General features: G+C 45.3%; 19 protein-coding genes. 2 read left to right on the plus strand and 17 right to left on the minus strand.

The window, feature by feature from the left end; translation table 11 throughout:
- Position 1: 1 nt before the first annotated feature.
- The 5 genes from AF333_RS23115 to AF333_RS23130 all read right to left on the minus strand — a co-directional run bounded on the left by AF333_RS23115 (position 2) and on the right by AF333_RS23130 (position 3,773).
- Positions 2 to 286: a hypothetical protein gene (locus tag AF333_RS23115; protein ID WP_043067815.1), complete on the minus strand. Its 285-nt coding sequence runs from the start codon at positions 284 to 286 to the stop codon at positions 2 to 4.
- A gap of 88 nt (positions 287 to 374) precedes the next feature.
- Positions 375 to 545 (minus strand): hypothetical protein, encoded by a 171-nt coding sequence (locus AF333_RS34220; protein ID WP_162836853.1) that lies wholly within the window; start codon positions 543 to 545, stop codon positions 375 to 377.
- Between the two features lie 131 nt (positions 546 to 676).
- Positions 677 to 1,033, minus strand: coding sequence for an MmcQ/YjbR family DNA-binding protein (locus AF333_RS23120; RefSeq protein ID WP_043067816.1), 357 nt, complete (start codon positions 1,031 to 1,033; stop codon positions 677 to 679).
- A 95-nt stretch (positions 1,034 to 1,128) separates the two neighbouring features.
- Positions 1,129 to 3,114, minus strand: coding sequence for a PAS domain S-box protein (locus AF333_RS23125; protein ID WP_052812326.1), 1,986 nt, complete (start codon positions 3,112 to 3,114; stop codon positions 1,129 to 1,131).
- Between the two features lie 350 nt (positions 3,115 to 3,464).
- Positions 3,465 to 3,773 (minus strand): DUF4870 domain-containing protein, encoded by a 309-nt coding sequence (locus tag AF333_RS23130; protein WP_043067817.1) that lies wholly within the window; start codon positions 3,771 to 3,773, stop codon positions 3,465 to 3,467.
- 129 nt (positions 3,774 to 3,902) lie between these two features.
- On the opposite strand from AF333_RS23130, the gene AF333_RS33930 reads away from it, so the two are divergent.
- Entirely contained in the window at positions 3,903 to 4,049 is a 147-nt protein-coding gene (locus AF333_RS33930) for a hypothetical protein (protein WP_158502508.1), read from the plus strand.
- 42 nt (positions 4,050 to 4,091) lie between these two features.
- Here AF333_RS33930 and AF333_RS23135 read toward each other — a convergent pair whose 3' ends face one another.
- The 11 genes from AF333_RS23135 to AF333_RS23185 all read right to left on the minus strand — a co-directional run bounded on the left by AF333_RS23135 (position 4,092) and on the right by AF333_RS23185 (position 12,402).
- Entirely contained in the window at positions 4,092 to 5,264 is a 1,173-nt protein-coding gene (locus tag AF333_RS23135; RefSeq protein ID WP_043068251.1) for a pyridoxal phosphate-dependent aminotransferase, read from the minus strand.
- Positions 5,265 to 5,320: 56 nt separating this feature from the next.
- Positions 5,321 to 5,983, minus strand: coding sequence for a methionine ABC transporter permease (locus AF333_RS23140; protein ID WP_043067818.1), 663 nt, complete (start codon positions 5,981 to 5,983; stop codon positions 5,321 to 5,323).
- Positions 5,976 to 6,998, minus strand: coding sequence for a methionine ABC transporter ATP-binding protein (locus AF333_RS23145; protein WP_043067819.1), 1,023 nt, complete (start codon positions 6,996 to 6,998; stop codon positions 5,976 to 5,978). The genes AF333_RS23140 and AF333_RS23145 overlap by 8 nt, the downstream gene beginning before the upstream one ends.
- Before the next feature lie 240 nt (positions 6,999 to 7,238).
- Positions 7,239 to 7,433, minus strand: coding sequence for a hypothetical protein (locus tag AF333_RS23150; RefSeq protein ID WP_043067820.1), 195 nt, complete (start codon positions 7,431 to 7,433; stop codon positions 7,239 to 7,241).
- Positions 7,434 to 7,870: 437 nt separating this feature from the next.
- Entirely contained in the window at positions 7,871 to 8,101 is a 231-nt protein-coding gene (gene hfq / locus AF333_RS23155) for an RNA chaperone Hfq (RefSeq protein WP_021619402.1), read from the minus strand.
- A 207-nt stretch (positions 8,102 to 8,308) separates the two neighbouring features.
- Positions 8,309 to 9,256: a tRNA (adenosine(37)-N6)-dimethylallyltransferase MiaA gene (gene miaA / locus AF333_RS23160; protein ID WP_043067821.1), complete on the minus strand. Its 948-nt coding sequence runs from the start codon at positions 9,254 to 9,256 to the stop codon at positions 8,309 to 8,311.
- Positions 9,253 to 10,038: a class I SAM-dependent methyltransferase gene (locus AF333_RS23165; protein WP_043067822.1), complete on the minus strand. Its 786-nt coding sequence runs from the start codon at positions 10,036 to 10,038 to the stop codon at positions 9,253 to 9,255. The genes miaA and AF333_RS23165 overlap by 4 nt, the downstream gene beginning before the upstream one ends.
- Positions 10,039 to 10,123: 85 nt before the next feature.
- Positions 10,124 to 11,206: a tetraprenyl-beta-curcumene synthase family protein gene (locus tag AF333_RS23170; protein WP_307723421.1), complete on the minus strand. Its 1,083-nt coding sequence runs from the start codon at positions 11,204 to 11,206 to the stop codon at positions 10,124 to 10,126.
- 146 nt (positions 11,207 to 11,352) lie between these two features.
- A complete protein-coding gene (locus AF333_RS23175; protein WP_043067823.1) occupies positions 11,353 to 11,649 on the minus strand; it encodes a spore coat protein in 297 nt (98 codons plus the stop codon).
- Between the two features lie 24 nt (positions 11,650 to 11,673).
- A complete protein-coding gene (locus AF333_RS23180) occupies positions 11,674 to 11,877 on the minus strand; it encodes a hypothetical protein (RefSeq protein WP_043067824.1) in 204 nt (67 codons plus the stop codon).
- Between the two features lie 132 nt (positions 11,878 to 12,009).
- On the minus strand, positions 12,010 to 12,402 hold the full coding sequence (locus AF333_RS23185; protein ID WP_043067825.1) for a general stress protein: 393 nt from the start codon (positions 12,400 to 12,402) through the stop codon (positions 12,010 to 12,012).
- A 154-nt stretch (positions 12,403 to 12,556) separates the two neighbouring features.
- Between AF333_RS23185 and AF333_RS23190 the strand changes: the two genes are divergently transcribed.
- The gene (locus tag AF333_RS23190; RefSeq protein ID WP_235356699.1) at positions 12,557 to 13,042 is read left to right on the plus strand and encodes a GNAT family N-acetyltransferase; all 486 of its coding nucleotides are present in this window, start codon (positions 12,557 to 12,559) and stop codon (positions 13,040 to 13,042) included.
- A 74-nt stretch (positions 13,043 to 13,116) separates the two neighbouring features.
- On the opposite strand, the gene AF333_RS23195 is transcribed toward AF333_RS23190, so the two are convergent.
- Positions 13,117 to 14,070 carry a carbohydrate kinase family protein gene (locus AF333_RS23195; RefSeq protein WP_043067826.1) on the minus strand — a complete coding sequence of 318 codons (954 nt, stop codon included), beginning with the start codon at positions 14,068 to 14,070 and terminating at the stop codon, positions 13,117 to 13,119.
- Between the last annotated feature and the right edge of the window lie 136 nt (positions 14,071 to 14,206).

Here is a 14,206-nt window from a genome sequence, read left to right on the forward strand (position 1 = left end):
TTTACCTTTTGAGGTTTTTCGCATATCCATGCAAAGCCCTGATTTTACTGAAAACACTCTCCACGTTCTGCATAAAATTCTGCACATCTCGCATCGATTCAGCGATTTGATGCGCCATAATTTTGCGCTGAACCGGTTTTGGTTGCTTACTTTTTTCCCATTCCTGTACGATTAAGTCATAATTGCGCTGTCGGGCCAGGCTTCTTACTTTCTGACGCTGTGAGTTTGCCCACGTCATAAACTCCGGATTCTGCCTCGCAAACCGTTTCAATTCTTTTTTAGTCACCGCTTCACCTTCTTTGCTTGCGTGCTTCTCCTATATCGTACGCAGCGGCCGGGCAGGGAGGAAGAGGGACAAACGCCCATTCATGCGCTTACACGGAAAGGCTGCGTTCCGCAGTTTCCAGCTGTTTCTGGAGCATTTCGATATCACGCTCAATCTCTTGAATATCCTGCTCCAACATCTCCTGGAGACGCCGTTTCTCCTTTAGCAGCTTGCGCATCTGTTCAAGCCTTTCTTTCATGTCAAACACACCCAGGTACATAGCTATCCCTCCACTTCTTCATTCAAACCTTTATATGTATATGCATATAAAGGAAGTCATAGAAGCCCATTTTAAAAATGGGGAGGTGTGCTATAATTTTTCTCGTTACCTATTGCATTTCCACCATTAATTTAAGATGTGCAAATAGCCTCACGCTCCGCTTTTTTCAAGCTTTTGAAAACAAGATTGTACGAACGATCCACCATGCCGATTACCTCTTCTACCGGCACAGTTCCGTCCAGCTCCACCGTATTCCAATGCCGCTTGTTCAAATGATAGCCAGGTTTTATCGCGGCGTATTGTTCACGCAACACTTCATTTACATCGGGTTCGCATTTCAGGCTAATGTGCAACGTACCATCTCGTTGGGACAGCAGCGCAAACATCTTGTCCCCAACCTTCATCACTGCCACATCGTCCCTGAACGGAAACGTTTCCACTGCCCCTTGTTTGCCTAGACAATACGCTCGAATCTCTCCATATTCCATTGCCCTGCACCTCGATTTTTACAATGATACTATAAGTTTCGACCGACAAAATAAAAAAACCTGCCGACTTTTTTATAAGCTCATCATCCCCCTCATTATTTCCTAATCGGTAAAACAATCTCGACTGTCGTCCCTTTTCCTACTTCGCTACTAAAATGAATGGACCCGTGATGCTCTTTAATGATTTTAAAACACACCATTAATCCTAACCCGGTTCCTTTTTCTTTTAGGCTGTAGAATGGTTCTCCAAGTTTGGAAATACGCTCCGCTTCGATTCCACACCCTTGATCATGCACGAGAATACGAATAGATTCATCTCCTGAACGCTTTACTTCGATTACGATTTCTCCCCCATCCGGCATCGCCTCAATCGCATTTTTAATCAGATTTACAAACACCTGTTTCAGAAGATTCTCCTCACACATTACAATAGGCAAGTCCCGTTCAAATTTCATTTTGAGCTCAATGCCGAACAAATTCGCCTGCGCTACCAGCAACACGGTTACATTTTCCATTAACACGTCCACTTTTAGCGGCTTCAATTCATAGGCCTGTGGTTTCGCCAGAAGCAAAAACTCGTTCGTAATCAATTCAATCCGCTCCAGCTCGGACTCCATAAGAGTAAAGTACGTATCATCCCGGTGTCCCTCCCGCATGAACTGAACAAATCCTTTCAATGTGGTTAACGGATTGCGAATTTCATGAGCTACTCCAGCTGCTAGCTCTCCTACCGCTAAGAGCTTCTCTGTAAAGCGCAGGCGCTCTTCTGCTTGTTTTCGCTCCGTCACATCACGAGCAATCACAACAAAGTTGGTCACTTCCTTCTCTTCATTGAGCACAGGCATCGTGGTCGCTTCAAGTGTCAACCAATATCCTTCAGCATGGCGTACCCGGTATTCCAGAGTAAAAGGCTCCCTTGTGGCAATAAGCTTCTTTACTTGTCCTACTATGCTTTTCACATCATCCGGATGAAAGATCTCCGTTTTCAACTGCCCCTGCAAATATTCGCTATCATATCCAAGACAGGCGTTATGTGAAGGAGAAACATAAGTTACCTTTCCGCTTTTATCCCATAAGGCAATTAAGTCTAATGTATTTTCCGTAATCAGCCTATACTTCGCTTCACTTGCTTTCAATTCCTTTTGAGCAGCTTTTTTGTCCGTAATATCAACAACCGAACCCACAACTTCCACTACCCTTCCTTGTTTTTGAATCGGCCTTAACATGACTAGGCATGTTTTCTCTCTATCTGGATACGTCAGCTCGTACGTAACCTCTTTGCCTTTCCATGCCTCTTCATAGCAGAAAACCGCCTTCTGACTACGTCCTTCTTTAACAACTGCCACAGCGTTCTGGTTTATCACCTCTTCTGGAGCAATACCGATGCAGTTAGGCAATTGTCCTCCGTAAAGAGTATGATGATATCTTTTATTTTTCTTTCTGAACTTAAAAATATATCCCTGATGCTCCCGTATCGTATCCAGCAACTCCTGTCTTGACGCTTGGAGAAGCCGGAGCTTTCTGTCAGTTCGCAGGAGATATTGCATAAATTTGAATGCAAAAATGGAGCCAGTCGTAAAAGCAAGTCCGTATGCTAAAATAACCTGCTTTAAGATAAGCATTTCATTAGTCAGAATAGCAAATATTGTTACATTTTGTATATAAACATACATTATCATAATGCCGTATTTGATCCTATCGGGCTGGCGCAGATTTGAGAAAAGTCCGCAAATCAAAGCGGTTACAATCAACTGTAAAAACACGAGAAATACTCCACTGTCAAATCCGGTAAATAGGTATTCTATCATTCCGATGATTAAGGCTGCGATCAAAGCAGGCACCCATCCACCATATAAGGCCGCCAGCATCACGGGGATATGCCGTAAATCGATGTAAAACAGTTCGATTTTCCAAACATAGAATCCGACCAATGCCGTTCCTATTACCCCATACACCACTCCAAGAACCATTCGTTTCCGAATGGGTGAAGCAGCGTTTATATCGTCACTTTTAACGCACTGCTGCCCTATAAATAGAAGAGAAAGCATAATAGCCAAATTGACAAAGAGTTCGCGTAACATTAGAAAAGATATCCTTCCGTGTAAAATTGCGGATTGATTTTTGCCTACACTTCTATACAATAACACAGGAGTATTTTGCGCTCCTAGAGTTATAACACAACTTTTTGCTTGATTCCGCGTTAGTTTTTTTAATAAACAAAAGACGCGGTTTGCCTGAAAGCAAAGTCCGCGTCTTTTGTTCGTGTTCATCGTTTCACTTTATCCCGCCTTAGCAGGCAGTAATCCCCTCACCTCAAGACTTGGAGAAAACGAGGAAGTATATGTGGAGAATAAACTGCCTCTAAAGGTCCGATATGTTCAACTAACACTCAGTGCAGGATGAAACCCTCCCCACTCAGTGAAGTTTCACCTTATCGAACCCAACCGTGCACAATCGGGTAATGGAACGGCTTTTCCTGCAATGCCCGAATAATTCCTTTAATCGGATAATAGATAGCAATAATCGAAAAAATCGGTACGAGAACAAAGCCGATGAGCACAATCATCAGGAAGGAGGAAATCGCAATCGCTACCCCCATTAAGATATGGAATAGCAACGCCTCCATCGCTTTTTCTTTAATATATGGCTGATCAGATAGAAAATAAAACAGCAACGGTACGAGAACGGGCGCAAAAAATGTACTCCCATGGATAACGATGCAAGCTGGTTTCGGATTCATAAGGATATCCCCCTTAGCTTTCTTCTCTTTTCATACTATTTTATACGCAGGAAAACAGCCTGCGTTTCAATTTTAACCAAATTATTGTAAAATATAAGTACCTCAAAATCACCCTCAGGAGGAATGACAATGATTACATGCGAAACATGTGGGAGGACGAATCAGGGTCAGGAAGTGGGCCAGCATTGGATTTGTGGGGATTGTAAGGTAGCCGAGACAACTGAGGCATCAAAAGCACAGGCACAACAAATAAAAGACACAAGAAATGTACACTGACTAACTATAACAAAAGAGCCCCTATACAGAGGCTCTTTTTCTTTATTCAAACAAATGCAATCTGCGAATCCGTTCCGCCGCTTCTTCAAGACGTGGCTCCTCAACAAGCAGGCCGACACGCACATAGCCTTCGCCCTGTTCACCGAAGCCGATGCCCGGTGCCACCGCTACCTGCGCTTCATTCAGCAAGACATCTGCAAATGAAGAGGAAGTATAGCCCGCAGGTACCGGAAGCCAGGCAAAGAAGGAGCCAGGCGTCGGCTGCGCTTTCCACCCAATCCGATGCAGGGCATTATACAGCGTATTGCGGCGTGATTCGTACATCGCGCATAAATCATATACACATTGCTGCGATGCAGTCAGCGCTTCAACAGAGGCCATCTGAACGGCGCCGAACAAGCTTACAAAATAATGATCTTGATACAGATTAATCAACCGTACAACCTCGGGATTTCCGAGAGCGAATCCAACGCGCCACCCCGCCATATTGTATGATTTGGACAGCGTATAGACCTCAATACCAACATCTTTCGCATCTGGATGAGACAGGAAACTAGGAGGAGTTACACCGTCAAAACCAATCGCGCCATAGGCGTAGTCATGAATCAGCAAAACTTCATTGTCACGGCAAAATTTTACTGCTTCTTCAATGAATGCACGCGGCGCCACCGCGCCGGTTGGATTGTTCGGATAGTTAAGGAACATCATTTTCGCCCGCTGTGCCACGTCTGGGGCAATTTGCGTAAAATCCGGAAGAAATCCGTTCTCTTCACGAAGCGGCATCATTTCCATTACGCCACCCGCCATGGCAACGCCGGACCAGTAATCCGGATATCCAGGGTCCGGCACGAGGCAAACATCACCTGGATTGAGGAAAATGTTACTTAATTCAACTAAGCCTGCCTTACCGCCGAACAGAATAGCAACTTCTGTCTCCGGATTCAGCTGTACACCGCGCTCCTGTTTATACCAGTACGCGATAGCCTCTTTTAGCTCCTTGCGTCCCTGAAATGGCGAATATTTATGATTCAGCGGATTTTCCGCCTCTCGCTGAAGTGCAGCGACAATATGGGAAGGGGTAGGTTTATCCGGATTCCCCTGTCCGAGATTGATTACATCGTATCCCGCTTCCACCTGTTTTTGCACTTTTCCTGTCAGCCCGGAAAAAAACTGGACTGGCAGGCGATTCATCGCCTCTGAAGGCTGAAATCGCAATGCTTTCATTGCCCTGCCCCTCCCCTATTCTCAGCTCTCTTTTCTCTTATATACCTTTAGTCTTTACGCAGTGAACGTGCAATCCGGTTACCCGCTGTTTGCAGCAACTGCACCAATACAATTAGAATAATAACTGTTAGAACCATAACAAGCGTTTCCCAACGCTGGAAACCGTACCGATATGCCAGGTTCCCCAGGCCACCCGCACCAATAATACCAGCCATGGCGGTAGCATCGATCAAGCCGATAACTGCAATGGTCAGAGATAGTACAAGAGCAGGGCGCGATTCTTTAAGCATCACATTAAAGATAATCTGACGGCGAGTAGCACCCATCGCCTGGAACGCTTCAATAAGTCCTGGGTCTACTTCCAGCAAAGCTGATTCCATCAGACGCGCGATATAAGGTGCTACATACACGACCAGCGGCACAATAGCACCCTCTACACCAATGAAGGTGCCGATAAGCATCTTAGTAAACGGAATCAAGGCAAACAGCAGAATGATAAACGGAACCGACCGGATGATATTAATAATCGTGCTTGTAATCTGATAAAAAATCGGCTGTTCAAAAATATGACCCGGTCGTGTAATCACGAGCAGAACGCCAAGCGGAATCCCAATAATGGTGCCTAAGAAAATCGACCACCCGACCATATACAACGTTTCCTGTAGCGCAGGTAAATATAAATCCCAATGCGGATCCATACCGTTAAACATGGTGAATCACCTCCGCCTTTATTCCTCTCTCTGCCACATACTTTAATGCTTCATCAAGCACTGCAGCCTCTCCGCTCAGCGAAATAACGAGATAGCCGAACGTTGTTTCCTTTACTTGCGTAATATTGCCGATTAAAATATTGGGCTTTAGATGAAATTTCTCTGTCAACTCAGCCAATACAGGGTGCCCCGTACTTTCACCAATGAATGTGAGACGCACAATCCGACTACCTGGCGCATGTTGAACACGTTCAAGAAAGCCCGGTGGTAATTGATCATCAAAAATATTACGGATAAAGTTTTTAGTTGTTTTCGTTTTTGGACTAGAAAAAATCTCTAGCACAGAACCCATCTCAACAATGTTTCCTTCCTCCATTACGGCTACGCGATCACAAATCTTTTTCACCACATGCATTTCGTGGGTAATAAGCATAATGGTAAGATTATACTTCTGATTAATATCAAGTAATAGATCGAGAATCGACTCCGTGGTCTGCGGATCCAGTGCAGACGTCGCTTCGTCGCACAGCAAAATCTCCGGATCATTCGCGAGAGCCCGCGCAATCGCCACTCGCTGCTTTTGACCGCCAGATAATTGCGATGGATATGCCTGCGCACGGTTGGATAAACCAACTACTTCGAGCAGCTCGGTCACTTTCTTTTGGATGACTTCTTTAGACGCCTTGTTTAATTTAAGCGGCGCAGCCACATTATCAAATACCGTGGCAGACGAAAGTAGGTTAAAATGTTGGAAAATCATGCCGATTTTGCGGCGTGCCTTACGCAGTTCTCCCGATGAGAGCTTGGTTAAGTCCGTGCCGTTTATGACTACCTCGCCCGACGTTGGACGTTCGAGCAAATTGATGCAGCGAATCAGCGAGCTTTTACCGGCACCACTAAATCCGATGACCCCGAAAATTTCGCCTTTTTCGATTTCAAAATTTGCGCTTTTAATCGCGTGCACTGCATTCGTTCCGCTGCCGTACACTTTCTCCAGATTGCGGACTGAAATCAACGCTTTCCCTCCTTGCAAACGATTGTACTTATCTTCATACAAAAAACCTCTTTTGCGCAGACAAAAGAGGAGAATCCATTCTCTCTTATCTATCGAACACATGCATTGCGGCCGAATCCCTATATACAGGAAGGGATGCTGTGGCTAAACGCAACAATAAATAATGTAATGCATTTGTGCAAGTAAAGTCAAATAAAAAATACCCGGCAATCCGCCGGGTTAACCATAGAAAAGTATTCTCTACCTCCCCATTACCGCCTTGTCGACAAGCGATACGATAACCTCTTGTTCCTCCTGCATAATGTCCCCGATATGATACCAACTATGCTTAAATGCGATGCTGCGAGAGTTACGCAACGTGGACAGCAATTCCTCCACGTCAGTTAATTCAATTACATATTCATCCCCGTCTTCATCCAAAAATCTAACTCGCATATGCATCTCCCCCTACTACATACATTACGACAAAAACCTCATTTTTACCTCGTTAAAAAGGCATAAATCACTCCCTTATGTACCCACAATTATAGTCGCCAAAACAATGAAGAAAAACTTGCGGGCGTTGCCGCTCGTCCTTTTTCCACACAGAAGCCAAACGGCCGCTTTCTGTCACTTCGGGCGGACCAACAAAACATCTGGGTATCTCAAATGAGGGAGACAGTTGTCGGTCTTTTTCGCCCGCTGTGCCACGCGCTCCACAGGTAAAAAGAAAGGTTTGGCACACGCCTCGCGAGCTTTTCAAGTGATACAATCGGAAGAGAGTGTATGTTGCTTTCTTGCTTTATAGCGACATATACTTTCTTAATCTGTAAAAAAGAAGGGTGCCCCAAAGTTACTTTTGGGACACCCACAGGTTGCCTTCTTTCAAGCGATTACTCGCTGTCAGGCATTAAAGAAACCGGTCGTTGTGGTAAGAAGGTAGAAATGGCATGCTTGTATACCAGCTGCTGCTTTCCTTCTGTATCAATCACAACCGTAAAGTTGTCGAATGCTTTTACAAGTCCGCGCAGCTGGAATCCATTCACAAGGTAAATGGTTACAGGAACGTTTTCCTTGCGCAGATGGTTCAAAAACGTATCTTGAATGTTAATGGTATTTGCCATAGTAATACCTCCTATATTTATCTTTATAGAGGATGTTCAAAAAGTCCGGGAAACAGAACTGCGAATTTCTGCGTTGCATTGTCCCTCTGCTGCTCACGTAGTTTCCTCTACGCTCCGCTGCTCGGGTCTACTGCGTCTTGAACTTCACGGCTCTGTTTGTCCTCCTTTTTGAACAAGCTCTTATAACTTTTTTATTATATTCGTCGCTTAACTGAACTTTCCTGCCACCGTCTTGTAAATTGCTTCATATGCAGATACAGGTATATCTTCACCCACAGGGGTTACATCAAACCAGACGATGTCTTTCATAGCGCGGAACCAGGTAAGCTGACGCTTTGCAAAATTTCGGGTTCGTTTCTTTAGAAGTTCAATTGCTTCTTCACGTGTTATAGCTCCGTTGAGATAAGCGAACATTTCCTTGTAACCGAGCGCTTGCATGGAACGTAACGATGCATCATAACCTTGTGCCATTAAGGCTTTCACTTCTTCAATCAATCCTTCTGCAATCATGATATCCACGCGTCGATTAATGCGCTCGTACAGAAGGGCTCGGTCCATGTTCAGACCGACAAGCAATAAGTCATATGGTGATTCTTCGCTCCGTGACTGATACTGTGACATCGGTGTCCCGGTAACATGATAAATTTCCAGCGCCCGGATAATCCGCTTTACATCATTCGGATGCAAGCGTCCCGCTGTTTCTGGATCAATAGCCAAAAGCTTTGCATGCAGCGCTTCTCTTCCATGTGTCTCAGCAAAAACGGTCAACTCTTCACGATATGCCTCGTCTTCACCTGCCGTAGAGAATTTATAATCGTACAGCACAGATTGCACATACAATCCGGTCCCCCCTACAAGCATGGGCAGCTTACCACGGTCATTAATATCAGTGATACGTTCTGTGCACAATTGTTGAAACTCGGCGACCGTTACTTCTTCATCCGGGTTACGGATATCGATCAGATGATGCGGGATAATAAGTCGCTCGTCTTCTGTCGCTTTCGCTGTACCTATGTCCATACCACGATAGAATTGCATGGAATCGCCGGAGATAATCTCTCCTGCAAACCGCCGCCCTAATTCTAGACTAAGCGCAGTCTTACCTACTGAGGTCGGGCCGACGATCGCAAGTACTCTTTCCTTTTGCTTGCTCATCTCGTTTCGCCTCCAACCTCAATGATACCGTATGTAAAAGCCCGTTCCATTCTTTTGAAGCGTATAAATCCAAAACCCTCAAAATCCGGGCTCTCCCGATGGTTTTTCATCACAACACGCCGACGGGCCACCCGTTTCGCTTCTTCTACAGCCGCATGCGAGAGCTTCTCATAATTAGCAAACGGCCGAAGTGGGGCAATGCTCTCAGAAGTCGCAATCGCCTGAAAAAACATCGGATCAAAATAGACGATATCAAAACTATTATTTTCACATTGCCGCAAAAAAGTCAAATGATGCATGGGCACTACTTTGATGCGCCGCATCGCCTCCTCCGCTTCCTTCAAAGGGCTTTCGTACCGCTTCAATCCCTCCTCGACAATAATGCCGGGAATACGCTCCGATTCGAGCCCTACAATGCGCCCCTCCGTACCTACAGCAAAAGATGCGACTATGGAATCAGCTGCAAGACCCAGCGTACAATCAAGAAATGAATCGCCTTTACGCAAGCCACATGCCTGAACCATTACGTCAGTATCGCCGCTCAGCAGCCTTTTTATACGAAGCATCGCCATGCCTGGGTGAAAGAAAAACGGTTCCGGCGCTTCTTTGCTATATGCCCGAAGACCGTTATCGGTGACGACAAGGACGTGATTGCTCATCTCATGCAATCGGGCAACAGACATTTTTTTTCGTTCTACGAACCGCACGCCGAATTTACAAGCAAGCGTTTGGGCTTGTTCCTGTATTTCAGGCGATGCTTCGTGCCGTGTAGTCACTATCATGTTTCTTTCTCACTCGTTCCCTTGTCTATGTCTTCTCTGGTAACAAATCTCATCATACCTTATTTTTCCCGTAAAGAAAACCTGCTTATTCACCAGTTGGGGGCGCTTGTAACACCGCTTTGCTTCCACGATAGCCACGACTATTCAAAAAGAAGAACCGGGTAGGAAACGATGAAGAGCGAATAATCAAGCCCGCAACGCGCTTCACCATCGGCTGGCGCTGTACTTTGCCGTCAGATAAATAAAGTCCGAGAAGCCCGTCTATGATCATGCTATGAAACTTGCGATCTGGCAGCAGCCGGATATGTTCCTTTGCTTCCTGCACAATATAGTGAATACGCTCGTAAATCGCTTGCTCACTATCATAATAAGCAATAAAATTCAAATCACCGCCGACCTCATCTTCTTCTAGATCGATTAAATAGTCGAGCAAAATATGAAGAGAGCATATCCATGGAAAATAGGCTTTTTTCATAAGTTGAATCCGGTCCCGAAAAATATTCGGATATGAGGCCAATTGAAATAAATGAAACAAACCGAGGGTGGAACCGGCGGCAGCTGCGAATTCGTTCCAGGCTAGCTCCGGTGCCTTCTGCCTGTGCTCCTTCCACCATGTCAGTAGCCGTTCTTCCCGTTGCTCTTTAATTACATGCTTATGTACTTGCAAATCGCAATACAACGAAGCCAATTCGTAGATGTCTTTCTGTACGATAGAGTAGCTAGGAAGTTTCCTTATTTCCTCATGGCAAGCGAAGACCAGTGATTTTAAATAACCTCCGTCATCCTTCTCTTTATTGAATTCATAGTAATCCACCTGAGAGAACGTGCCAGATACCGCATCCCGCATCGCTTGGTGCAGTCGCTCGAAATTCTCTGCCCCAAGCGAAGTGGAGCGATCACACAGATTATCTAAATAATCGCTTATCGTCTGGTATGCTACGATAAGTCGAATAAGCGAATCCTTATGTTCCATATGAGCGGCTGCATACACCGAACCGCCTTCACAATGAAACAGCTTATTACTAATACTATCTAAAGCCTGCTTGCGCAGCTCAGCATCGGGAATTTGTTCTGCTCGCTCACGCCAGCGTCCCACTTCCATACGAACGGTGGGAAAAATATACCGATATAAGCGATACATTAAACGCAAAGGTCCTTTTGGATACAAGTCGTTCACCACCTTCTGCTAAAATCACTCCGTCATCTCCATTGTAACCTTATCTGCCAAGTTTTTTACATTTCACTTAGATTTTCTTGTATAAAAAAAAGAACCGCAAAATTTAATCGTATACGGTTCTTTCCTCGTTTTCAATATTAGGATGCAGGACTTCCTGGATTCAAGTTGTTTTGTAGTAACCCCTGTACTTCGGCAATTTGATCCGCTGTAGCCTGTGGTACAACGTAGTAACCGTTTTTCTGCATGGTTACGAAGATATGTTGCTGATTTGCTATGGCAGTCTCCAGGCAACGCTGGTAAATGGCGCGCAGCTCATCATGGCTCGTCTCAAGCATTGTGTTCGCAATGCTTCGGCACCGTCCTTTTTCAAGCTCCAGGCACAACTGCATCATCTCACGATCCGTTAGCCCGCGTCCATCAATATTGTTAGGCATCGTATTCCTCCTTTCGTATCCAGGTTACTGTACGTGATTCGTACGGTTAAAATACTGAGAGAGTTCGGCGATCCGCAACTGATGCTGCTCCGCCATCTGCTCAAGTAATTCACGAGTGGATGTATCCTGACACTGGGATGCACACCAGTTTAAGGTTTTTCCCGTAATCTGCTCTGCACGCAGCTCGTCTTCCATCATCGTCAGTTCCCTAATCGTAAGTTGATTCACTCTCTTCCACCTCCCTCTCATTCTTTCCCACTATCCTTCTGTAGTATTTTCCGTTTTTTCTATCGTATACATGGATTTCCACCAAATGAAAAAAGCGTACCTTCTGCAAAGAAAAGGTACGCCTGTATACTGTTACCGATCCTGATTGTAGTTATGGGCTCTATCGATGAACGGGTGATGACTATCACGTGTCGTATCGCGTACAACCAGCACATATTCCCCGTTGCCGAGCCTCTTTTCCAGCTCATTGATATCCTCCTCGGATACTCCGAGATGTTCCATCTGATTTCCTATCTTCTCTTCATCAGAGCGAAGCCAGTTTTTCATCGAATCCCACAAACCTACCTCAAGCCATTCAACATTATGTGTACGATTCACCTCATTCAGCTTGCGCTGCTTGTCAGTATTTGCAGCTAAAATATAAATATCTTCCTGCTTGTAGCCGTATGCTCTCAATTCCTGGATGTCATGCTGTAATTTTGTCTCATCATTGTAGACACGCGCGGTTGTTTGCGGTTCTCGCATAATCTTGTCTTCCTCCTCATTTCCATATGATTCGCTATTATCTTTTATTCCTTTACCTCTAAAACAACCGGCAAAAACAGCGTTTTATTGCAGGACATAACACTCGTTCCTATGGTACCATCTAGATAATTCCAGATGACAAGGAGGTTTGACTGTGAACCGATCTGCTTCCTCAGCGTTATTGCAAAATGGACCTTTCTATATTTCTACAGACAAACGTTGGATTGATGAAGATATGGTTTTCTTTTATTTAAGCAAGCAATCTTATTGGGCACGAGGCATCGCTCGGGAGACTGTGCACAAATCAGTCATCCATACGCCGCTATGCTTTGGTGTTTATCTCGGCGTACCGGGTAATGCGGAAAGCCGACAAGTGGGATTCGCCCGCGTTATTTCTGATTTGGCAACATTTGCCTATCTTGCTGATGTATTCATTCTTGATACCTACCAAGGGGAAGGACTTGGCAAATGGCTCATCGATACGATTATCCGCCACCCGGATCTGCAAGGCTTACGTCGCTTTATCCTGGCTACTCGTGATGCACACAGCTTATACGGCGGATTCGGCTTCGCACCGCTTGCCGCTCCAGAGAAAATGATGGAACGACTTAGCGCAAACCTCTCCATTCCGTCCACCTAGCAACAATGTCGAAACGATACGTGCAACGAACCATCAGTCGGGGATGAAGAACTCCCCTACTGATGATGGAGGTTTTATTTTATAAGCATCCGTTGAAAAAAATCATCGGCACACATATTCTCTTTTAATGTTGGACAGTTGCTCTCCGTACTTTCAATCGTCCAACCGGCTACCTTCGTTCCACAGATTACTGCTTCCTCTAATGGCAAGCCGCGTATCATCCCCATCACCGTACCGGAGAAAAACGCATCACCTGCGCCCGACGAGTCGACCAATGTAACAGGGAATACAGGTTGGTGGCCCATCCTTTCACTACGACTGTCATAGTATACCGCACCCATCTCACCCAAGGTCACTACCATGGATACTAAACCTGTACGATGCACGAAGTCTGCCAATGCATGCGATTGTTCTTCGGTATCCATATGGGTAAAGTCCAGTCCAAGAAGCATATCAGCTTCATAGTTATTGCAAATAAAGCACTCTAGCCCCATCAGAAGATCGGGATGTTTCATGACAACTTCCAGATTTCCCGGAATACCATATACAGGCCGGTCGTATTGTTTCGCCAGCGACAGCACGCGTCGGGCAATTCTCTCATTGAGGTCTAATTCTAGCACGACATGAGAAGATGCTCGCACAAGCTCTTCCCCCCGCGCCTCCATCATAGTCTCCAATGCGCTTAACACTGGCATCTGGGAAATGGATCCAGCCAAATTCCCGTGCTCATCCAGAATCGCCAGCCACATTCCCATTCCCTGTGCCGGACATGGTTGCACATACTCGGTATCAATGGACAAATCTTTAAGGCGCATCATTACTTCCTGGCCAAGTCCGGAGTCATCCACAGAAGACACAAATGCGATCGGAAGGTCCAGATTGGCCAAGTTCTCTGCCACATTACGTCCGACACCACCGTGCACGAATTGTACATTACCGATGTTGCGCGTATCCGGTTGATAGTTTTGTCTAGCAAATCCCTTACAATCCACGAAGATTGTTCCAATAACCGAAACTAATTCTGTCATAGCGTTAAACCCCTTTATCTCAATTATCTTTAATACATTCATTAAAAATAGGCCGCCCCAAGAGGCAGCCGGACAATCATCCATTTCTCTTTGACGACCTAACTATATTAAGAATACGTTAAAATTTCAAGAAGAA

Source organism: Aneurinibacillus migulanus (genome assembly GCF_001274715.1).
Lineage (GTDB): Bacteria > Bacillota > Bacilli > Aneurinibacillales > Aneurinibacillaceae > Aneurinibacillus > Aneurinibacillus migulanus.

What these genes read in the sequence shown, in the direction of transcription:
- AF333_RS23195 (WP_043067826.1), bottom strand. Translation starts at nt 14,070, where the DNA reads ATGACAGAATTAGTTTCGGTTATTGGAACAATCTTCGTGGATTGTAAG.
- AF333_RS23165 (WP_043067822.1), bottom strand. Translation starts at nt 10,038, where the DNA reads ATGATAGTGACTACACGGCACGAAGCATCGCCTGAAATACAGGAACAA.
- AF333_RS23150 (WP_043067820.1), bottom strand. Translation starts at nt 7,433, where the DNA reads ATGCGAGTTAGATTTTTGGATGAAGACGGGGATGAATATGTAATTGAA.
- AF333_RS23125 (WP_052812326.1), bottom strand. Translation starts at nt 3,114, where the DNA reads ATGTTACGCGAACTCTTTGTCAATTTGGCTATTATGCTTTCTCTTCTA.
- AF333_RS34220 (WP_162836853.1), bottom strand. Translation starts at nt 545, where the DNA reads ATGTACCTGGGTGTGTTTGACATGAAAGAAAGGCTTGAACAGATGCGC.
- hfq (WP_021619402.1), bottom strand. Translation starts at nt 8,101, where the DNA reads ATGGCAAATACCATTAACATTCAAGATACGTTTTTGAACCATCTGCGC.
- AF333_RS23185 (WP_043067825.1), bottom strand. Translation starts at nt 12,402, where the DNA reads ATGCGAGAACCGCAAACAACCGCGCGTGTCTACAATGATGAGACAAAA.
- AF333_RS23130 (WP_043067817.1), bottom strand. Translation starts at nt 3,773, where the DNA reads ATGAATCCGAAACCAGCTTGCATCGTTATCCATGGGAGTACATTTTTT.
- AF333_RS33930 (WP_158502508.1), top strand. Translation starts at nt 3,903, where the DNA reads ATGATTACATGCGAAACATGTGGGAGGACGAATCAGGGTCAGGAAGTG.
- miaA (WP_043067821.1), bottom strand. Translation starts at nt 9,256, where the DNA reads ATGAGCAAGCAAAAGGAAAGAGTACTTGCGATCGTCGGCCCGACCTCA.
- AF333_RS23120 (WP_043067816.1), bottom strand. Translation starts at nt 1,033, where the DNA reads ATGGAATATGGAGAGATTCGAGCGTATTGTCTAGGCAAACAAGGGGCA.
- AF333_RS23175 (WP_043067823.1), bottom strand. Translation starts at nt 11,649, where the DNA reads ATGCCTAACAATATTGATGGACGCGGGCTAACGGATCGTGAGATGATG.
- AF333_RS23140 (WP_043067818.1), bottom strand. Translation starts at nt 5,983, where the DNA reads ATGTTTAACGGTATGGATCCGCATTGGGATTTATATTTACCTGCGCTA.